The sequence below is a fragment of the Trinickia sp. Y13 genome, assembly GCF_029522115.1.
In the GTDB taxonomy this organism is placed as follows: Bacteria; Pseudomonadota; Gammaproteobacteria; order Burkholderiales; family Burkholderiaceae; genus Trinickia.
In genome coordinates, this window is sequence record NZ_JAKWFK010000026.1 from 25,225 (window position 1) to 45,118 (window position 19,894).

At 63.8% G+C, this 19,894-nt stretch carries 14 protein-coding genes; 10 read left to right on the plus strand and 4 right to left on the minus strand.

What is annotated here, in order from left to right:
• Positions 1-24 precede the first annotated feature (24 nt).
• Both MMB74_RS26385 and MMB74_RS26390 read right to left on the minus strand, forming a co-directional pair.
• A complete protein-coding gene (locus MMB74_RS26385; protein WP_277431559.1) occupies positions 25-1,080 on the minus strand; it encodes an aldose epimerase family protein in 1,056 nt (351 codons plus the stop codon).
• 82 nt (positions 1,081-1,162) lie between these two features.
• Complete coding sequence (locus MMB74_RS26390) at positions 1,163-2,380, minus strand: DNA-binding transcriptional regulator (protein WP_346780723.1); 1,218 nt, start codon at positions 2,378-2,380, stop codon at positions 1,163-1,165.
• A gap of 453 nt (positions 2,381-2,833) precedes the next feature.
• Here MMB74_RS26390 and xylF point away from each other — a divergent pair, with 453 nt between their 5' ends.
• The 8 genes from xylF to MMB74_RS26430 all read left to right on the plus strand — a co-directional run bounded on the left by xylF (position 2,834) and on the right by MMB74_RS26430 (position 14,239).
• Positions 2,834-3,862: a D-xylose ABC transporter substrate-binding protein gene (gene xylF, locus MMB74_RS26395; RefSeq protein ID WP_277431561.1), complete on the plus strand. Its 1,029-nt coding sequence runs from the start codon at positions 2,834-2,836 to the stop codon at positions 3,860-3,862.
• Between the two features lie 83 nt (positions 3,863-3,945).
• Positions 3,946-5,517: a D-xylose ABC transporter ATP-binding protein gene (xylG, locus tag MMB74_RS26400; protein WP_277431562.1), complete on the plus strand. Its 1,572-nt coding sequence runs from the start codon at positions 3,946-3,948 to the stop codon at positions 5,515-5,517.
• Positions 5,514-6,704, plus strand: coding sequence for a sugar ABC transporter permease (locus MMB74_RS26405; RefSeq protein WP_277431563.1), 1,191 nt, complete (start codon positions 5,514-5,516; stop codon positions 6,702-6,704). Before xylG ends, MMB74_RS26405 begins: the two co-directional genes overlap by 4 nt.
• Before the next feature lie 84 nt (positions 6,705-6,788).
• Positions 6,789-7,562 carry an SDR family oxidoreductase gene (locus MMB74_RS26410; protein ID WP_277431564.1) on the plus strand — a complete coding sequence of 258 codons (774 nt, stop codon included), beginning with the start codon at positions 6,789-6,791 and terminating at the stop codon, positions 7,560-7,562.
• Positions 7,559-8,443 (plus strand): SMP-30/gluconolactonase/LRE family protein, encoded by an 885-nt coding sequence (locus tag MMB74_RS26415; RefSeq protein WP_277431565.1) that lies wholly within the window; start codon positions 7,559-7,561, stop codon positions 8,441-8,443. Before MMB74_RS26410 ends, MMB74_RS26415 begins: the two co-directional genes overlap by 4 nt.
• Before the next feature lie 53 nt (positions 8,444-8,496).
• Positions 8,497-10,281 carry an IlvD/Edd family dehydratase gene (locus MMB74_RS26420; RefSeq protein ID WP_277431566.1) on the plus strand — a complete coding sequence of 595 codons (1,785 nt, stop codon included), beginning with the start codon at positions 8,497-8,499 and terminating at the stop codon, positions 10,279-10,281.
• Between the two features lie 22 nt (positions 10,282-10,303).
• Positions 10,304-11,476, plus strand: coding sequence for a fumarylacetoacetate hydrolase family protein (locus MMB74_RS26425; protein ID WP_277431567.1), 1,173 nt, complete (start codon positions 10,304-10,306; stop codon positions 11,474-11,476).
• A 222-nt stretch (positions 11,477-11,698) separates the two neighbouring features.
• Entirely contained in the window at positions 11,699-14,239 is a 2,541-nt protein-coding gene (locus MMB74_RS26430; RefSeq protein ID WP_277431568.1) for a filamentous hemagglutinin N-terminal domain-containing protein, read from the plus strand.
• 175 nt (positions 14,240-14,414) lie between these two features.
• On the opposite strand, the gene MMB74_RS26435 is transcribed toward MMB74_RS26430, so the two are convergent.
• Complete coding sequence (locus MMB74_RS26435) at positions 14,415-16,769, minus strand: filamentous hemagglutinin N-terminal domain-containing protein (RefSeq protein ID WP_277431569.1); 2,355 nt, start codon at positions 16,767-16,769, stop codon at positions 14,415-14,417.
• Positions 16,770-17,177: 408 nt separating this feature from the next.
• Between MMB74_RS26435 and MMB74_RS26440 the strand changes: the two genes are divergently transcribed.
• Complete coding sequence (locus MMB74_RS26440) at positions 17,178-17,741, plus strand: hypothetical protein (protein WP_277431570.1); 564 nt, start codon at positions 17,178-17,180, stop codon at positions 17,739-17,741.
• A 7-nt stretch (positions 17,742-17,748) separates the two neighbouring features.
• Positions 17,749-18,402 (plus strand): hypothetical protein, encoded by a 654-nt coding sequence (locus tag MMB74_RS26445; protein WP_277431571.1) that lies wholly within the window; start codon positions 17,749-17,751, stop codon positions 18,400-18,402.
• Positions 18,403-18,931: 529 nt separating this feature from the next.
• Here the strand turns inward: MMB74_RS26445 and MMB74_RS26450 are convergent.
• Entirely contained in the window at positions 18,932-19,720 is a 789-nt protein-coding gene (locus MMB74_RS26450) for a DUF6396 domain-containing protein (protein ID WP_277431572.1), read from the minus strand.
• Positions 19,721-19,894: the final 174 nt, after the last annotated feature.

The following is a 19,894-nucleotide window of genomic DNA, read 5'->3' on the forward strand; positions in this document are numbered from 1 at the left end:
GCATTTATCCCACCCGGTGCTCCGCTATACGAGCACGCCGACGCGATACTTCGTGATCTGCCGGTACGGCTTGTCCGGGCGGGAGATCACGTCTTCACGATCCGCCATGTTGATCTGATTGGGAAAGCCGCCCGCTTCGAGGCAAAGCCCCGCGTGCGCGCCATACGTCATTCCATTGCGTCCGCGCACGCCTTCCAAATAGTTGCCGGAGTAGAACTGCAAGCCGCGCTGATCGGTCGATACCGTCATCACGCGCCCGCTCGCCGGTTCGTAGAGCCGCGCGACCTCGCGCAGCGCCGGCTGCGACTCGCGCAATACATAGCAGTGATCGAAACCGCGCGCGAGCGACAGTTGTTCATGCGGCCATTCGAGCCGCGCGCCGATCGGCGCCGCCTCGCGAAAGTCGAAGGCCTTGCCGGCGACGGCCGTCTGCCTCACGGGAATCAAGCCCGCATCCACTTCGAAAAACGCGTCGGCATCGATCGACAGCACGTGGCCCTTGATATCGGCGCCCGGCTGCGCGGCCAGATTGAAGTAACCGTGGCTGGTCAGGTTCAGCGGCGTGGGGGCATCGGTCGTCGCGCGATAGTCGATCGTCAATTCGCCGTCATCGTCGAGCGTGTAGCGCACTTGCACGCGCACGTTTCCGGGAAACCCGGCGTCGCCCTCTTCCGAATCGAGCGTCAGCACGAGCGCGCCATCGTCTTCGCGCGCCTGCCACAGCGCGCGATGAAAGCCCGTGGCGCCGCCGTGCAGCGAGTTCTCGCCCTCGTTGCGATCGACGTTGTGCTCGATGCCGTCGAGCGTGAAGCGCGCGCGGGCGATGCGATTGGCCCAGCGCCCGACCAGCGCGCCCATGTACGAGGTCGCGGCCCAGTAATCGGCGGGCGTGTCGTGCCCGAGCATGATGTCGCCGAGCCGGCCCGCGCGGTCTGGAGCATGCCAGGAGACGATCGCGCCGCCCAGTTCGCTGATGGATACGCGCATGCCATGCGCGTTGCGCAGCGTGAAAAGATCGACGGTTTGGCCGTCGGGCAGAACGCCCCACGATTCGTGCGACAACTTGGCAGTGCTCATCATAGGGACATGTACGGTTTGAATGTCGGGTGGAAAAGGGTGAACAAGGGTGAAAAGGATGGAAAACGACCCCTCGCAGGCCCGCTCAGGCTGTCTCTTGCGCACTCGTCGCGCGCAGTTGGTATTCGCGCGGCGTGCAGCCGAGCTCCCGGCGAAACACCGCGTGCAGATACTGCACCGATTTGAAGCCGCAGCGCACGGCGACATCGATGCTCGACACATCGCGCTTGACGAGCAGCGCCTTGGCCGCATCGAGCTTTTGCCGCAGTATTTCCTGGTGGACGGTGCATTGCAACTCGCGCCGGAAATGCTCTTCGAGCGAGGAGCGCGACACGCCCACGTAGTCGGCCACCTGCTCGGTGCGGATGCCTTGGCATGCGTACTGCCGAATGAAATGGCGCGCCCGCGCGACATAAGGGCTCGCAAGCGGCTGATGCTTCGTCGAATCGAGCACGTTGATGCCGACCGGCGGCACGAGGATCGTACGGCCCGGGAAGCGCGCGCCGTGCAACATCTGGTGCAGCAAGTGCGCGGCGGTGCGGCCCATTTCCTCGGTGCCTTGGATGACAGAAGACAACGGGATGCGCGTGAGCGTGCGCGTGAGCGGATCGTTGTCGATGCCGATGATGGCCACATCCTCGGGCACGGGAATACCCGCGATCAAGCACGCTTGCAACAGATGCCGCGCTCGCGCGTCGGTCACGGCGATCACGCCCACGGGCTTGGGCAGCGCGTCGAGCCACTGGGTCAATTGCTCGATCGCTTGGTTCCAAGTGGGGGCGCTCGTCGATAGCCCGCGATAGATCTCGGCATCGATCTGTTCGCGCGTGCGCCCGTCGGCCTCGCGCAGTCGCGCAAACGCCAACTCGCGCTGGTGGGCCCAGCGGTGCTCGTTCGCGGGCGGCAGGCTGTAGAGCGCGAAATGCCTGAGTCCCGCCTCGATCAAATGCGTGTAGGCGAGCGATACGAGCTTCAGATTATCGGTCGCGATATAAGGCACGCCGGACGGGTAGTGCGAAGGATCCTCGAACGACGAACCGACGGCCACGACGGGCAGCGGGCAGCGCGCAAGCGCATCGCAGACGGCGGGGTCGTCGAAGTCCGCGATGATGCCGTCGCCGTCGAAACGCTCGATGCCGGCGAGGCGGCAACGGAAGTCTTCTTCGAGAAAGAGGTTCCAACCCACGCGCGTGGAAAGCAGATATTGACCGACGCCCGCGATGATCTCGCGGTCGTAGACTTTGTTCGCATTGAACAGCAGCGCAATACGATGCGCCTTCTGCTGCATGGCCGCCTTTGTCATCGCTCGTGCCCGGCTATCCATGCTGCAGCGCGTTCGTGCTCGCGCATGAGGTCGTCTCCTGTCGTTTTCGCTCCCGCGTCGATGGCGCCGCGAGTTGCCGCGCCGCCAGCCCCGGGCGCCCCGGGCGCCCCGGCCGCCTTGGCCGTCCGTGCTCGGCCCGTGCTCGTCATGGCACCGATGGAGCGCTACCCGCGATTCTAGGCGGGAATGCCGCGCCTGCGGGAAACGGCTCGCGCACCGGCAAGAAACGTTAGCGCCGCTGCGCAATTTCGCAATTGTGGGTGGCGCGGCCCCGCTGGCACCATGGCCGCACTCCGATAACCGGCCGCCGCTCGAAGAATGGCGCGCCGGCCGGCCACCGCGGGCATCGGCCCGCGATCGCGCGAGTCGCCGCGCACGGCTACCGAATCGGCAAAGCAGGCGACGCCCAATATACAAAAATGGAGTGGAGACATGGCATTCGCAAAGCGTCGGTCCATCTTAGGTTCGCTCGTCGCAGGCGCGGTCCTCGCGAGCCTCACGCTAGCCGCACCGCTCGCGCACGCGAGCAAGGAGCATCCCGTCATCGGTTTTTGCATCGACGATCTGCGCGTCGAACGCTGGTCGCGCGACCGTGATTACTTCGTCGCCGCGGCGAAAAAGCTCGGCGCGACCGTATCGGTGCAATCGGCCGACGCGAGCGAAGAGCGGCAAATCTCGCAGATCGAGAACCTGATTTCGCGCGGCGTCGACGTGATCGTCATCGTGCCGTTCAACTCGAAGACGCTCGGCAATGTCGTCGCCGAGGCCAAGAAGGCCGGCATCAAGGTCGTGTCGTACGACCGCCTGATTCTGGACGCCGACGTCGACGCCTACATCTCGTTCGACAACGAAAAGGTGGGCGAACTGCAAGCCAAGGGCGTCTACGATGCCAAGCCCAAAGGCAACTACTTCCTGCTCGGCGGCGCGCCGACCGACAACAACGCCAAGATGCTGCGCGAAGGCCAGTTGAAGGTGCTCAAGCCCGCGATCGATCGCGGCGACATCAAGGTGGTCGGCGAGCAGTGGGTGCCCGAATGGAGCGCGGCCACGGCGCTGCGCATCGTCGAGGATGCGCTCACGGCCAACAGCAACAAGATCGATGCGATCGTCGCGTCCAACGACGGCACGGCCGGCGGCGCGATTCAGGCGTTGGCCGCGCAAAAGCTTGCGGGCAAAGTGCCCATCTCGGGCCAGGATGCCGATCTTGCCGCCGTCAAGCGCGTGATCGCCGGGACGCAAACGATGACGGTCTACAAGCCGATCAAGCTCATCGCCACCAAAGCGGCCCAACTGTCGGTCGATCTCGCGAAAGGCGTGAAGCCGCAGTTCAACGCCCAGTACGACAACGGCAAGAAGAAGGTCGACACCATCCTGCTGCAGCCGACGGTGCTGACCAAGAAGAACGTCGATGTGGTCGTCAAAGACGGCTTCTATACGCAAGCGCAGCTCTCGAGCCAATAACGCCCGATGCGATCGCGCGGCCTGCTTGCAATGCAGGCCGCGCGGCATCGGCGCCTGTTCAGTCGAATCAAGGAACGAGACGCATGGCGCAAGCACAACCGTTGCTATCGCTCAATGGCATCGTCAAGACATTCGGGGGCGTGAAGGCCCTCGACGGAATTCACCTGTCGGTGTCGCCCGGCGAGTGCGTCGGCCTATGCGGCGAAAACGGCGCAGGCAAATCCACCCTCATGAAAATCGTCTCGGGCGTGTATCCGCACGGGACCTGGGACGGCGAGATCGTCTGGGACGGCGCGCCGTTGAAAGCGGCGAGTGTGCGCGACACCGAGCGCGCGGGCATCGTCATCATTCATCAGGAACTCATGCTCGTGCCGGAGCTCTCGGTGGCCGAGAATATTTTTCTCGGCAACGAGATCACACTGCCCGGCGGCCGCATGAACTATGCGGCGATGCACCGGCGCGCCGACGAGCTGCTGCGAGGCCTCGGCATCGAGGGCATCAATGTGGCGCAGCCGGTGATGAACTTCGGCGGCGGGCATCAGCAACTGATCGAAATCGCGAAGGCGCTCAACAAGAACGCGCGTTTGTTGATCCTCGACGAACCGTCCTCGTCGTTGACGGCGGCCGAAACGCGCATCTTGCTCGACATCGTGCGCGACTTGAAGCGCCGCGGCGTCGCTTGCATCTACATCTCGCACAAGCTCGACGAAGTCGAAGCCGTCTGCGACACGGTCACGGTGATCCGCGACGGGCGGCATGTGGAAACATCTCCGCTCGCCGCCATGCCGGCCCCGCGCATCGTCGCTTTGATGGTGGGGCGCGAGATCACGAACCTATTTCCGCGCGAGGCGCACGAGATCGGCGAGGTCGTGCTCGAAGCGCGCAACGTGACCTGCTTCGACGTGACCAACCCGCGCCGCAAACGCGTGGACGACGTCTCCTTCAGCGTACGGCGCGGCGAGATCCTCGGCGTGGCGGGGCTCGTCGGCTCGGGCCGCACCGAGCTCATGCAGGCGATCTTCGGCGCGTATCCCGGCACGAGCCGCGCCACGGTGCGCGTCGAGGGCAAGACGATCGCCGTGCGCGCACCGGGCGATGCGATTCGGGCCGGTATCGGCATGGCGCCGGAAGACCGCAAGGCGCATGGCATCGTGCCGGACCTGGGCGTCGGCCACAACATCACGCTCTCGGTGCTGCAGCGCTTCGTCAAGCGGGGCTCGATCGACGCGGCCGCCGAGCTCGACACAATCCACAAGTCGATGAGGCAACTGTCGGTGCGCGCCGCGCATCCGTTCTTGCCGATCGCCAATCTGTCGGGCGGCAATCAGCAAAAGGCCGTGCTCACGCGCGTGCTGCTGACCGAACCGAAAGTGCTGATCCTCGACGAACCGACGCGCGGCGTCGACGTCGGCGCGAAGTATGAAATTTACAAACTGATTTTCGCGCTCGCCAAGCAAGGCATGGCGATCGTCGTCGTGTCCTCCGAATTGCCCGAAGTGCTCGGTCTCGCCGATCGCGTGCTCGTCATGGGCGAAGGCGAGCTGCGCGGCGATTTCCTGAACGACGGCCTCACGCAAGAGGCCATTCTCACGGCCGCCATCGAACCGGCACACCGGGCCGCGGCCTTGCCCCCCAACGAAACGGCTCCCGTATGACACCCGACCTTTCCTCCGCTCGCCTGCGCGGCGATGCCGCCCAAGGCGGCGCGGACCGCGTGCGCCAATGGTTCGCGCGCTACAAGATTCTCGCGCTGTTGCTGGCCGTCGCGCTCATTTGGCTGTTCTTCACCGTGCTCACGCACGGCGCGTTCGCCACCCCGCGCAACCTGTCGAATTTGCTGCGGCAAATGGCGATCAGCGGCACGCTCGCGTGCGGCATGGTGTTCGTCATCATCGCGGGCGAAATCGATCTGTCGGTCGGCTCCTTGCTCGGCTTGCTCGGCGGCATCGCCGCGATCCTCGACGCCAATCGCCGCTGGCCGATCGAAGCGACGATCCCCGCCGTACTGGCGCTCGGCGTGCTGGCCGGGATGTTCAACGGGTGGCTCTCGACCTACCGGCGCATCCCCTCGTTCATCGTCGGGCTCGGCGGCATGCTCGCCTATCGCGGCGTGCTGCTCGGCATCACGGGCGGCGCGACGATCGCGCCCGTCTCCGATCGCTTCGTGTTTCTCGGCCAAGGCTATCTGCCGCGCCTCGCGGGCGATGCGCTCGCCGCGCTGCTCTTCGGCGTGCTCGCGTTCGTGACGGCGCGCCAGCGCGGCAATCGGCGCCGCTACGACTTGCCCGTCCCGCCGCTGTGGCAAGACGCCGTGAAGATCGTAGGCGCAGGCGCCATCATCTTCGCGTTCGTCGCGACGCTCGACGGCTACGGCGGCATTCCGGTGCCGGTGTTGCTCGTGTTGGTACTGCTCGGCGTGTTCACCTGGGTCGCCACGCAAACCGTGTTCGGGCGCCGAATCTACTCGGTCGGCTCCAATCTCGAAGCCACGCGGCTTTCAGGGGTCGATACGAACCGCGTCAAGCTCGCCATCTTCGCGCTGATGGGGCTGATGTGCGCGTTCGCAGGCATCGTCAATACCGCCCGGCTCGCCGCGGGCTCGCCTTCGGCGGGCACGATGGGCGAACTGGACGCCATCGCGGCCTGCTTCATCGGCGGCACGTCGATGCGCGGCGGCTCGGGCACGGTCTACGGCGCACTGATCGGGGCGCTCGTCATGGCCAGTCTGGACAACGGCATGTCGATGCTCGACGTCGACGCGTACTGGCAAATGATCGCGAAAGGCGCGATCCTTGTCCTCGCGGTGTGGATCGACGTCGTTTCGCGCACCAACCGGCGGTAGAAAAAGCCCGAGCTTGTGCAACGCGTGTTGCGCTGCAACGTAGCCGCGCAACGCGCGGCATTTTCTTCAACCATGGAATTTCGCATGTCGTACGCCATTTATCCGAGCTTGGCCGAGCAAAACGTCGTCGTCACGGGAGGCGGCAGCGGCATCGGCGCGGCGATCGTCGAAGCGTTCGCCCGCCAAGGGGCGCGTGTATTTTTTCTCGACATTGCCGAGAGCGATTCCGAAGCGCTCGTGCAAAGCCTAGGGGATTGCGCCTACCCGCCCACGTTCCACCGCTGCGACTTGCGCGACACCGAAGCGATCGAGCGCGTATTTGCCGCCATCACCGCCGAAGCGGGCGCGATCGACGTCCTAGTGAACAACGCGGCGAGCGACGATCGCCACCCGTTCGGCGAGATTACGCCCGCCTATTGGGACGAGCGCATTGCCGTCAATCTTCGGCACCAATTTTTTTGCGCCCAACATGCCGCTTCCGGCATGAAGACTGCGGGTAAGGGAGTGATTCTCAATCTCGGCTCGATCTCGTGGCACCTTGCGCTGCCGAGCCTTTCGATCTATATGACGGCCAAGGCCGGCATCGAAGGGCTCACCCGTGCACTCGCCCGAGAACTGGGCGCGTTCGGCATCCGCGTCAACGCCATCATCCCGGGGGCCGTCCGCACGCCGAGACAGATGAAGCTGTGGCAATCGCCCGAAAGCGAGGCGAAGCTCGTCGCCGACCAATGCCTACCCGAGCGGGTCGAGCCCGAGCATGTCGCAAGAATGGCCTTGTTTCTCGCATCCGAGGACGGCTCGCGCTGCTCGGGACGCGACTACTTCGTCGATGCGGGGTGGTATGGAGCATCTTCATGATTTCACCGGAATGTATTTGGCCGCTAGGCGCCGAGCTCGGCGAGGGGCCTATATGGAGTAGCCGCGACAAAGCCGTGTATTTCGTCGACATCAAGCGCAAGCACGTTCACCGCTATTGCGCGGAGACGCGCGAGACGATGACCTGGCCCGCCCCGAGCGAGGCCTGCTTCGTCGTGCCGAGCGCGGACGGTGACTTCGTCTGCGGCCTACGCAAAGGACTGTATCGATTCGATCCGCGCACGGGCGCCTTCGACAAGCTCAAGGACGTCGAGCGCGACGTCGCCATGAATCGCTTGAACGACGGCTTCGTCGACCCGCAAGGCTACTTGTGGTTCGGTTCGATGGACGACGAGGAAGATGCGCCCACGGGTGCGCTGTACCGTGTGGGCGACACGGGTGCAATCGAGCGCTGCGACGATGGCTATGTGATTACCAACGGGCCCGCGACGAGCCCCGATCGACGCACGCTCTATCACACGGACACGCTCGGACGGACCATCTACGCGTTCGATCTGGACGAGGCCGGCACGCTCTCCAATAAGCGCGCGTTCATCCATGTGCAAGGCACGGCGCACCCCGACGGGATGGCCGTGGACGCCGAGGGCTGTCTATGGGTCTCGCTGTTCGGCGGCGGGTGCATCGAACGTTATTCGAACGACGGCAAGCAGATCGACACCGTCGCCTTTCCGTGTTCCAACATCACCAAGCTCGTATTCGGCGGCGACGATCTGCGCACCGCCTATGTGACGACGGCCCTCAAGGGGCTGAGCGCAGCCAAGCGCGAACGCGAAACGCTCGCGGGCGGCTTGTTCGCGTTTCGCTCCCCGGTGCCGGGCTTGCCGCAAAACGTCCTCATGCGGGGGCTCGTGCGCGCGTCGTAAGCGGCCGCGAGCCTCGCCCCGCATTCATTGGGAATTAGGAGAACTCAACACTTATGTCATCGACGCCCACTCGCCGGCTGCGCAGTCAGAACTGGTTCGACGACCCGACGCATGCCGACATGACCGCGCTCTATGTCGAGCGCTTCATGAACTACGGCCTAACGCGCGAAGAATTGCAATCGGGCCGGCCGATCATCGGCATCGCGCAAACGGGCAGCGATCTCGCGCCCTGCAACCGGCATCACATCGAACTGGCCGCGCGCACGAAAGCGGGCATTCGCGATGCGGGCGGCATTCCGATGGAGTTTCCGGTTCACCCGCTGGCCGAGCAAAGCCGCCGCCCCACCGCGGCGCTCGATCGCAATCTCGCCTATCTCGGGCTCGTCGAAATCCTGCACGGGTATCCGCTCGATGGCGTCGTCTTGACGACCGGTTGCGACAAGACCACGCCCGCGGGCTTGATGGCGGCGGCGACGGTCGATATGCCGGCCATCGTGCTGTCGGGCGGCCCCATGCTCGACGGCTGGTTCGAGGGCCAGCGCGTCGGTTCGGGCACCGTCATTTGGCATGCGCGCAACTTGCTGGCCGCGGGCGACATCGACTACGAAGGCTTCATGCGGCTCACGGCCGCGGCCTCGCCGTCCATCGGCCACTGCAACACGATGGGGACCGCCCTATCGATGAACAGCTTGGCCGAAGCGCTCGGCATGTCCTTGCCAAGCTGTGCGTCGATTCCGGCGGCCTATAGAGAGCGCGGGCAAATGGCCTACACGACCGGCAAGCGTATCGTCGAGCTCGTACGCGAGGACATCCGGCCCTCGCACATTCTCACGCGTGAAGCATTCGAAAACGCGATCGTCGTCGCCTCGGCGCTCGGCGCATCGACGAACTGCCCGCCGCATTTGATCGCGATCGCACGCCACATGGGCGTCGAACTCACGCTCGACGATTGGCAGCGTCTCGGTGCGGACGTGCCTCTGCTCGCCAACTGCATGCCCGCGGGCGAGTACTTGGGCGAAAGCTTCCATCGCGCGGGCGGCGTGCCGGCCGTGCTGCGCCAGCTCGCGCAAGCCGGCTTGCTGCATGACGGCTGCCTGACCGTATCGGGCCGCACCATCGGCGATATCGCGCAGGCAGCGCCCGATGCGGACGGGGACGTGATTCGTTCGTTCTCCGAACCTTTGAAGCACGGCGCGGGCTTCATCGTGCTCTCCGGCAACTTCTTCGACAGCGCGATCATCAAGATGTCGGTCGTCGGCGAAGCGTTTCGTCAGACCTACCTGAGCGAGGCGGGCGACGAGAATGCATTCGAGGCGCGCGCCGTCGTGTTCGATGGCCCCGAAGACTATCGGGCTCGCATCGACGATCCGTCTCTCGAGATCGACGAGCGCTGCATCCTCGTCATGCGCGGCTGCGGCACGCTCGGCTATCCGGGCAGCGCCGAAGTCGTCAATATGGCCCCGCCGGCCGAACTCGTGAAACGCGGCGTGACGTCGTTGCCGTGCATGGGCGACGGCCGGCAAAGCGGAACGTCGGCCAGCCCCTCGATCTTGAACATGTCGCCCGAATCGGCCGCGGGCGGCGGGCTCTCGTTGATGCGCACGGGCGATCGCGTCCGCGTCGATCTGAATGCCCGGCGCGTCGAGTTGCTCGTGGATGAAGCGCAGCTCGCGCAGCGCCGAGCGGAAGCGCCGCCGAGCGTGCCGGAATCGCAAACGCCTTGGCAGGAAATCTACCGGCAGTTCGTGGGGCAACTATCGACCGGCGGGTGCCTCGAGCCCGCCACGCTCTACCTCAAAGTGATCGAGACCCGCGGCGATCCGCGCCATTCTCATTGAGACCTCAACGCAACTCATCCTTATGCATATCGCCCCCGCTTCTTGTCTCCCCTCGGACCTCGATCGCGCTGTCCTCGTCGGCCGCGTCTGGCGAGGCGAGCCCATCGACGGACCGTCCGTCATCGTCGTTCGCGGCGGCGAGGCGTTCGACATCACGGCCAGCGCCCCCACGACGAGCGATCTGTTCGATCGCGACGATGTCGCCGCGTTTGCGCGCGGTGCACAGGGCGAATCCCTCGGCCCCGTGCAGGCGCTGCTCGATGCGAGCGCCACGGGCGAACCGGGCGCGTCGCCGCGCTTGCTGGCGCCTTGCGACGTGCAGGCGATCAAGGCCTGCGGCGTCACCTTCGCCGTCAGCTTGCTCGAACGCGTGATCGAAGAGCAAGCGGGGGGCGACCCGGCGCGCGCAGCCGAAATTCGTGCTTCGCTACACGAGCTCATCGGAAGCGACCTCGCGCAGATCAAGCCGGGTTCGATGGCCGCGCTGCGCTTGAAGGACGAGCTCAAACGCCGCGGGGCGTGGTCGCAATACATGGAAGTGGGCATCGGCGAAGACGCGGAAGTGTTCACCAAGTCGCAACCGATGTCGGCGGTCGGCTTCGGCGCCGACGTCGGCCTGTATCCGAGTTCGGCCTGGAACAACCCGGAGCCCGAGATCGTGTTGGCCGTCAACTCGGCGGGACAGGCGATCGGCGCGACGCTCGGCAACGATGTCAACTTGCGCGACATCGAAGGACGTTCGGCGCTGCTGCTCGGCAAAGCGAAGGACAACAACGGCTCCTGCGCCATCGGTCCCTTCGTGCGGCTGTTCGATGGCGACTTCACGCTCGATGCCGTGCGCGCCGCGAGCGTGTCGCTGCGGATCGCCGGTGAGGACGGCTTCGTGCTCGAAGGCGTGAGCCATATGCGCGAGATCAGCCGCGACCCGCTCGATCTCGTGGCGCAAACCTGCGGCGCGCACCATCAGTACCCGGACGGCTTCATGCTGTTTCTCGGCACGATGTTCTCGCCGATCAAAGACCGCGACGCCCAAGGCGGCGGCTTCACGCATCACCTGGGCGATGTGGTGACGATTGCGACGCCCGCGCTAGGCGCGCTCGTGAATACCGTGCGGCTCTCGACCGAGATCGCGCCGTGGCGGTTCGGCGTGCGCGCGTTGTATCGGAACTTGTTGAAGCGCGGCATCGCGATGTAGTCCCCGCACCCAAGCCCGCGGCAATGTTCCTGCCGCGGGCTTCGCATGAGCATGGCTCACATGACCCGTCGCGGTCGAGTTCCCGCTCGCCACTTCGCCCATCCCAAGCCGACCGAAAATCACGAACGATTGGCGCATTTCTTCTACATCTGCCGCAAGGGCGTTGCTGCCCACGCACTATCGTGAAACGGCTTGGCCAAGCAACGGCGTTTCATCGAGTGAATGGCACTCAACCAGATAGTGGGGACGGCTATGGGCATCGGCACATTGCATCGCACTTCGGCGGCCGCGAGACATCACTCACCCGAATCGAGCGGTCATCGCGCGAAGCGATTCAAGCCGCGCCGCATCCTTGCATCCCTCGCGCCCGCCATCGCAGCGGTGATGTCCGGCTTGCCGCCGGTCGTGGCGAGCGCTGGCGCGCTACCCACGAATGGCTCGTTCGTGGCCGGCTCGGGTTCGATCGACACGAGCGGCCCGGCGATGACGATCGACCAAACCACCTCGCGCGGCGTGATCGACTGGACGCGTTTCTCGATTGGACGCGGCAATACCTTGTCTTTTCATAACGGCAACGGTGCGACGCTCAATCGAGTCACGGGAGCCGATCCGTCCGTCATTCTGGGCGCGCTCTCCGCCACCGGCAGCGTCTACCTAATCAATCCGCAAGGGGTCGTCGTCGGTCCCGGAGGCGCCGTGACGACTGGCGGCAGCTTCGTCGCCTCGACGCTGGACACCTGCGATTGCGCCTTCATGAAAGGCAACGCGCCCACGTTCACGGGCAGCTCGACCGCGTCGGTAGTGAACATGGGCGCGATCGGCTCGACCGGGGGCGACGTCTTTCTGATCGCGCGCTCGTCGGTCGCCAACGCCGGCTCGATCAGCGCGCCCAATGGCGTAGCGGCAATGGCGGCCGGTGCGAGCGTGCTACTGGCCGATGCATCGAGCAGCCAGCCCGTCCTCGTGCAAACCGGCAGTGGCGGCTCCGTCGTCAACATGGGCGACATTCGCGCGGCGCAGGCAAGCTTGCAAGCGGCCGACGGGAACGTCTTCGCACTCGCGGGCAACCATGCCTCGATTCGCGCGACCGGCACGGCGACCCGCGACGGCCACGTCTGGCTCGTCGCCGATACGGGCGCCGTCAGCTTGCAAGGCCCGATCGATGCACACAACGCCAACGGCAGCGGCGGCACGGTGGACGTGAGCGCGCATACGCTCTCGCTCGGCAGCGCCGTGAGCGGCACGGCGCTCGTCACGGCGAAGCAGTGGAACATCACGACGCCCGTCTACACCATCGACAGCACGGCGGCGAACGCATTGAGCGGCAGCTTGAACGCGGGGACGTCGATCGCTTTGGCGACGAGCGGTGAGCAAGGCGCGACGGGCGACATCGACGTGGCGTCGAGCCTGCATTGGTCCGGGGCGGCCTCGCTGACGCTGAGCGCCTATCGGTCTCTGACGATCGAAGCGGGCGCGACGCTCGCCAATAGCGGCACGGGCAACCTCACGCTGCGCGCCGATTCCAATGCGCTCGACACCGGCGGCAGCCTCACCAATCTCGGCGCGATCGACTGGTCCAAGAGCTTGGGCACCGTGACGGCGTTCTACGACATGAATGGAACGTACACGCCCGGCACGCAAACGGTCAATGCCGCGTGGACGAGCGCACCGCTGAGCGGGGTGCGCGATCAAATCACGGGCTACGCGCTCGTCAATTCGTACACCGATCTTCAAAACGTCGCGCATGATTTATCCGGTAATTACGCGCTGGGTAAGGACATCGATGCCAGCGCGTCCAGCGACCGCAATTACGTGCCGATCGGCAACGTCGATACGCCGTTTACCGGCCTGTTCAACGGCTTCGGGCATCAGATCGACAACCTCTCGATTTATCAATCGGTGGCCGGCGATCATGGCGAACAGGGGATGGTGCTTCGGACTCAAGGTCTGTTCGGCTTCATCGGCCCGACGGGCCTCGTCGGCAACGTGGGCGTGAGTGGTAATGGCAATGGATATGGCTACGGCGAATACGCGGCGTATGGACTGCTCGCCGGGATCAACGAAGGCACGATCGTCGGCGCGCGTTCCTCTGGCGGTATCTCTGTTTTCTCCGGATTCGCCTATGCCTCGACCGTCGGTGGGCTCGTCGGCAAGAATCGCGGCACGATCTGGCGTTCGTCGAGCAGCGCGGGTATTTCTTCCGAAGGCAACAACGGCGGGCTCGTGGGCGATAACGCCGCTGGGGCCACCATCGCGCAATCGTTCGCGACCGGCAATGTGGATTCGGAGGCGCACTCGGGCGGCGGCGGCGGCCTGGCCGGCTCGAACGCGGGCACGGTTACGCAGTCGTACGCGACCGGCAACGTGTCATTCAACCCCGACTACTGCGGACCGAACTCCGGACAGGCCTGCCTGCCCGGCGCCGCGGGCCTCGTCCGGTACAACAGCGGCACGATCACGCAATCGTTCGCGACGGGCCAAGTCACAGAGCCCGATCTTCCCGATGCGCCGACGCTACCGGCGATCGGCATCGCCACATACAACACCGGGACGATCGGCAACGACGTCTATTGGAACAAGGACACGACGGGCGCGAGCATTGGCATCTACTCCGGGACGCAGTTGCCGGCCGCAAACGGTCTGACGACAGCACAAATGAGCGATCCGTCGTCGTTCGCCGGATACGACTTCGGGCCAGGCGGCGTGTGGACGATGTTGCCTAACGCAACGCATCCGATCTTGAGCTGGCAGATCGGGCAGTAGGCCGCGCAGGTGACGGCGAGGCGCTGTGTGTCTTTGCGCCGCCTAGCGCTGAACGATGCGCTGCATGTACGTGGTTGATCAGCACGCAGTTCGATGATCGTAAGGCGCTATCGACGACAGCCGCCCGCGCCATCGCATTGCGCGCAAGCGGCTTCTACATTGCGTTCGCCGGCAATCAATCGCCGCTCAGTTGCCACTGAAGAACGGGATTCGTTGCGCTCGCCGGCATCGCCCATGCCCCGCCTAGCCCGAAGTCCCAGCCGGCGAAACTGACGGGATCGATCATCTGCGCGCTCGTGAGCCCATTGGCCGCCGCGACGCCCGGCCCGCCCGCGGCCTGGCCGCTCGTCTGTTTGTTCCAATATACGTCCGAGCCGATCGTTCCGGTGTTCACCACCGCGATGCCCGCTAGCGTGGGCGCCGTTGAACCTTGGGCGATGCCGCTGACGTTGCCGCTCGCGAACGATTGCGTGATGGTGCCGCTGTTCTCGGCGACGAGCCCACCGCCTTCGAGCGAAGTGCCCGAGACTGCACCCGTCGCATACGACTGCGCGATCGTGCCCGAGTTGGCGCCTACGAGGCCGCCCGCTTGCACCAAGCGATTCGTCTCGCCGCTGTACGGATTGGTGAGCGCGCTCACGCCACCCGTGGCGTACGACTGCAAGATGGTGCCGGAATTTTGCCCGACGAGACCTCCCGCAAAGCCGGCGTTCGACACCTGCACGTTCGCGCCCGAGCGCACGATCAAACCTTCGTTCGTGCCGACCAGGCCACCGACCGGCGGCGCGCCGCCAGCACTGTAATCGAAGAGATTGCCTTGCATCGACCCGGATGCGACGACGTTGGCGATCGTGCCTTGGTTGTCGCCCGCCAGCAGGCCCCCGGGCACGCCTTTGGCTAGCGTCGACCCGCCCGCATTGGTGATGTTCAGGTTGCGCACGACGCCGCCTTGGCCGATGGTCGTGAACAGCGCATTGATGATATCGACCGCATTGGAAATCGTGTGCCCCATCCCATCGAACTGGCCGGTGAAAGGCCCGCCGATTTGAACGAGGGCCCAATAGGGCAGCGCGATATCCTTGCCCAGCGCGTAATTGCCCGCTCCGCCGACGTTGTTCAGCTCGTCCATGGAGTTGACCCATTGATAGGCCGAGAGCTGCGTCTTCAAGCCACTGTACTGCGGCGCGCGCCATGCGGCATTGGCCAGTTGAGCGCCGGCCGTATAGGTGCCCTTCTCGTCGTAATACGCCGTGACGAGCCCCGTGCTCTTGGACCAATCGAGCGTGCCATTGTTGACGATGCTGCCGCCGTTGTCGATTGCGTCGGCATCGGCGCGCAACGCCAAGTTGCCGGCCCCTTTGTTCTTGATCGTCACGCCTTTGTCGACGGTCACGTTGTGCAATGCGGTCAGCGTGAACGACGCCGCGCCCTTCCAGCCGATGGCGGAGGCCACGTCGATATCGCCGGCCGCCCCTTGCGCTCCCGTCGCTAGCACGCTCACGTTCGTGCCCTTGCTCAAGCTGCGGGAGAACGCTTGCGCCGCGCCGACGCCGATCGTCGCGCTCGGCATCGAAACATTCCAAACCCCGGCCAATACGGTCGGGCCGCAACGACAAAACGTCAGATCGCCGGCCACCGTATCGACCGTGCCACCTGTGCCATTGGCGTTCTTGGCCTCGATGCGTCCGCCCAGTCGCACATGGCCCGTATCGGCAACGAGCCAGATATGGCCATCGCGCGTCGCGGTGCCCGTCGCGCGCAGGGCGGCGTGATTGCCGGAGAATGCAAAGACATTGCCGTCCGCGGCCTGCAAGCTGATTTGTGCGGCGCGGATGGTGCCGCGATTGAGGACGCTGCCTTTATCGCCCAGTGCGACGAACACCTGTTTGCCGCTCGACGCATCCTGCAGCAGCACCGCTTCCGCAGCCACGAGTTCAGCCGTGCCGTTCGGCGCGTGAATGGTGCCGTTGTTTTCCACTTGAGCGTCTGCGATCAAGAAGACGTCGCCATGGGTTGAACCGATCTTGCCCAGATTGACGACTTTCCCGCCGGATACGCCAATGAGTGCGAATTGCGCGCCGTTCATGAACGACGTGTTGTCCGTATCGAGCGTGGAGGCGACGAAACGGCCACCCGTCGAGACGACACCGCTCGATCCGATGACGATGCCTTGCGGATTGATGAGGTACAGGCTGCCCGTGGCGGAAAGCGTGCCGAGGATCGACGAGACGTCGCTGCCGGTGACGCGGTTGAGCGTGGCGCCGTTGCCGTTGTCGAACGTGACATGGGCGCCCTTGCCGATGGAAAAGCTGTTCCATTCTATGATGCCGCGCGGCGTGCTTTGCACGATAGAGAGCGACCTGCCGTTTTGTTGGAGCGTCCCGCTGCCTGCCACGAAACTGCCGCCGCTTGGCAGCACCTGCGCATGCGCGATCGAGACGACACCCCACAGCACAGCGATGGCGCCCCGCACGAGCGATGAGATTAATTTGGGTTCCGCGCAACGATACCTATTGCTTCTGCTTTTCATGAAGCCTCCGCACTCGACTGGTTGTGATGTTCAACGGGGCTCGGATGGGCCCAACGCCCTGACGTACTGAATCGGCGCGTTTTTTCGACGAATTTTTATGCGCCTTAGCGTAGATCATTTACGAAGCGTTATTAGGTCGCATTCGAGGGAAATATGCCCGCAAATACGGACGACCATTCGTCGTTTTGCGCCATGATGCCCAGCGGCCGAAATGAGATGTGGCAAGACGCAGCGCAAACGTTTTCTCTTAAATTACGAATTCGTAAAGTAAGCCAGCGTGTCGGTTCGCCTAAAGTTTTCCTTTGCCTATCCGTAAACCGTGGGGATAGACGCTCCGAGAAGGCGGGACGCTGCCGGTGGCGAAAATCGAATAGAACGCAAATAAACCGAACCATACGAGGACCTGACATGGCCGTTCGCCTTGCCCGCCTGCTGCTCATCGGCGCGCCTGCCGCACTGCTCGGCGCTTGCGCGCTTGTAGCGCCACAATATTCCCCTGATGTCGACAACATCGAAACGCTCAAGAGCGTAGCGAATGCGAAAGCGCACGTCGGCGCATTCGATTCGACGCCGGGTCCGGGCAACTACTATCCCGTGCCGCTGCGTGCAAACGTGTTGCGCTCGCCCGTGGGTCATTCGTTCGGCGATTATCTGGCCGATGCGATGACCAAAGAGTTGAAGATGGCCGGCAAGCTTTCGCCGCAGAGCGACGTGGAAATCAAGGCTACGTTGATCAAAAACGATATCGACGTGGGCATCGCCACGGGCGGTGCGACGCTCACGGCGCGGTTCATCGTGGTGCGGGGCGGCCAAACGCGTTTCGATAAGGTCGTGACGGCGCAAACGCAGTGGGATTCGGCATTCGCCGCGATGATCGCGGTCCCTAAAGCGCGCGAGGAATATCCCGCTGCCGTGCAAAAGCTGCTTGGGCAACTCTACGCGGATCCTGCGTTCCGCCAAGCGATCGAATAGAGCGTCATTGCGATTGCCGCTTAGCTATTCGACTTACAACGACGATTCACCCACCACCGAGGAAGACCAAACGATGATGTTGATTCGCACACTGGCCGCGGCCGGCGTAGTCGCACTGATGTCGGGCTGCGCTCATGAGATTTCGCTCACCGGCGATACGAGCAAACTTCCGACGCTCTCGAGCGCGCCGCTCGATAAGACTGTCGCACTCGTGATCACGCCGGAGCAATCGGCACGCGAGGTGATTACGCCGGGCGGCGGCGGCGACAAGGTCAGCTATCACCCGTATCACGACTTGGAGTTGCCGTTGTACATCGAGTTGGGGCACGTGTTCAAGAACGTGAAGAAGTTGAAGACCGCCCCGACTGCCGATACGGTTCGTGAGAACCACCTCGACTACGTCATCGTGCCGACGATTACCACCACGTCGTCTTCCCACAGCCTCGTGACGTGGCCGCCGACCGACTTCTCCGTGACGCTGGCTTGCACGGTGACCGATCCGACGGGGCAAGAAGTCGTGACGAAGAAAGTGACCGGCAACGGGCATGCGGAATTCAGCCAGTTCAAGCACAACCTTGGGTTGGCTGCGCAGTTGGCTACCGCCGATGCGGTCGGGAAGCTGCAGGATGAATTGGCGAATGCGCCGGAGTTGCGGAAGTAAACTTCGTTTGTCGGTGCGCGTGGCTCGAGCCGCTTATGCGGCACTCATGCCGGCCACGCGCCTGATCGACGGAGTTTGTTATCACCTCGATCACCTCGGCGTCCGTCGCACTCAGGTAGCCAGAAGCATCATTCCGAAACTCACAATGTAAGGGACCCAGAATTGCGCGGCCCACAGCACTATGCAATATAGAAGCCGCCTCGCGTTCGACATCTTGAGCAACCGCAAGAGCAGAAAGACAACTAGTACAAATAGCGTCCATCCAGCTTCGAGCTTCGCGAGTTCGCCCAAGATGCCAATGGCATCCGCCCCGTCGCCAATGGCGAAGCAAATCCGGGGAGCCAGCAAAACCAGAACGCAATACACTGTGCGAAGTAGACGGGTCACCATCGATCCTCTAAAAGAAAATGAACAGCGTGCGGCGGAGCGGTAGCGTCGCAACTCTCGGGCAACGTGCTACTGCACGTTGCCGTGATCAGCCGCGTTTTTGCGCGCCATGGCCCAGTGCCTGCGATATATTGTTGCCACGTCATCCCTGATCGACATACGACATCAACTGCCAGATGACGTTTTCCGTTCGCTCCCTCGCCCCCATCAAGCGATCAAGAATGGCGATCTGTCTCGGCGCTTGAATGGAAAGTGGCGGTAACGTTTCGCCTTTCGCGAATCGGTGCTGAGGATTCGTAGCTTGCCGGCCGCCTAAGTTCGCGCACCAGACACCGTCTTCCGGACATTTATCGCCGGTGAGTGCGACCGCGCCGAGCGGGAGACGGTCGACCGTTGCCGTAACCGCCGAGGGCTGCCGATCCAACGCGGACGTTTTTTCCAGCGCGCCCGGTAGCGGCAAGCCTGTCGCTGGATCCAGATGCTTGTCCTTCGCAAGTCGATCGACAAGCTCGTCCGATGGCTTCTCTGGCGGCTTCGCCGAAGCCTGTTCCTTTTCCCATTGGAACGTGCCGTCCCAAGCGGGAAGCTGTGCGGGCGGAAGCGGAACGATCTTCTCAATGTCGGGAACCGTCGGGTTTCGACCATCATTCCTGTCGGTAAATTCGCCGATCAATTCATATCGCCTCGATCGCTCGGGATCATTAGCGAGCCCGAGATAGTTGATCTTGTCGGACGGCGGTGGCCCTTTAAACGCTTGCTCAAGGCTGTACGCCGATTGCGTTTCGCCAGCCTGCACCCCAAGTTGAAATGCCGATAGCGCATCCTCGAACCTGCCATCAATGGATAGAGCAATCCCAAGCTGATTTGCCGCGCGACCATCACCTTGCTCTGCAGCACAGCGCCACATTTTTCTAGCAATATCGGGGGCCATCTCAACCGGATTGAGCTTGCTAGCTACATAATCCTGGGCTTCGGGGCGGTAATCCCCCCGCTTTTAACGCGAGTCAGAAGTAGAGACTATGCCGCGGCCATGAGCCGCTGTTTCGGCGTCATGCCGCCAAGGCCCATGTTAGGGCGCTCGTGATTGTATTGCCACATCCATTCG

What these genes read in the sequence shown, in the direction of transcription:
- MMB74_RS26385 (WP_277431559.1), bottom strand. Translation starts at nt 1,080, where the DNA reads ATGATGAGCACTGCCAAGTTGTCGCACGAATCGTGGGGCGTTCTGCCC.
- MMB74_RS26390 (WP_346780723.1), bottom strand. Translation starts at nt 2,380, where the DNA reads ATGACAAAGGCGGCCATGCAGCAGAAGGCGCATCGTATTGCGCTGCTG.
- xylF (WP_277431561.1), top strand. Translation starts at nt 2,834, where the DNA reads ATGGCATTCGCAAAGCGTCGGTCCATCTTAGGTTCGCTCGTCGCAGGC.
- xylG (WP_277431562.1), top strand. Translation starts at nt 3,946, where the DNA reads ATGGCGCAAGCACAACCGTTGCTATCGCTCAATGGCATCGTCAAGACA.
- MMB74_RS26405 (WP_277431563.1), top strand. Translation starts at nt 5,514, where the DNA reads ATGACACCCGACCTTTCCTCCGCTCGCCTGCGCGGCGATGCCGCCCAA.
- MMB74_RS26410 (WP_277431564.1), top strand. Translation starts at nt 6,789, where the DNA reads ATGTCGTACGCCATTTATCCGAGCTTGGCCGAGCAAAACGTCGTCGTC.
- MMB74_RS26415 (WP_277431565.1), top strand. Translation starts at nt 7,559, where the DNA reads ATGATTTCACCGGAATGTATTTGGCCGCTAGGCGCCGAGCTCGGCGAG.
- MMB74_RS26420 (WP_277431566.1), top strand. Translation starts at nt 8,497, where the DNA reads ATGTCATCGACGCCCACTCGCCGGCTGCGCAGTCAGAACTGGTTCGAC.
- MMB74_RS26425 (WP_277431567.1), top strand. Translation starts at nt 10,304, where the DNA reads ATGCATATCGCCCCCGCTTCTTGTCTCCCCTCGGACCTCGATCGCGCT.
- MMB74_RS26430 (WP_277431568.1), top strand. Translation starts at nt 11,699, where the DNA reads ATGGCACTCAACCAGATAGTGGGGACGGCTATGGGCATCGGCACATTG.
- MMB74_RS26435 (WP_277431569.1), bottom strand. Translation starts at nt 16,769, where the DNA reads ATGAAAAGCAGAAGCAATAGGTATCGTTGCGCGGAACCCAAATTAATC.
- MMB74_RS26440 (WP_277431570.1), top strand. Translation starts at nt 17,178, where the DNA reads ATGGCCGTTCGCCTTGCCCGCCTGCTGCTCATCGGCGCGCCTGCCGCA.
- MMB74_RS26450 (WP_277431572.1), bottom strand. Translation starts at nt 19,720, where the DNA reads ATGGCCCCCGATATTGCTAGAAAAATGTGGCGCTGTGCTGCAGAGCAA.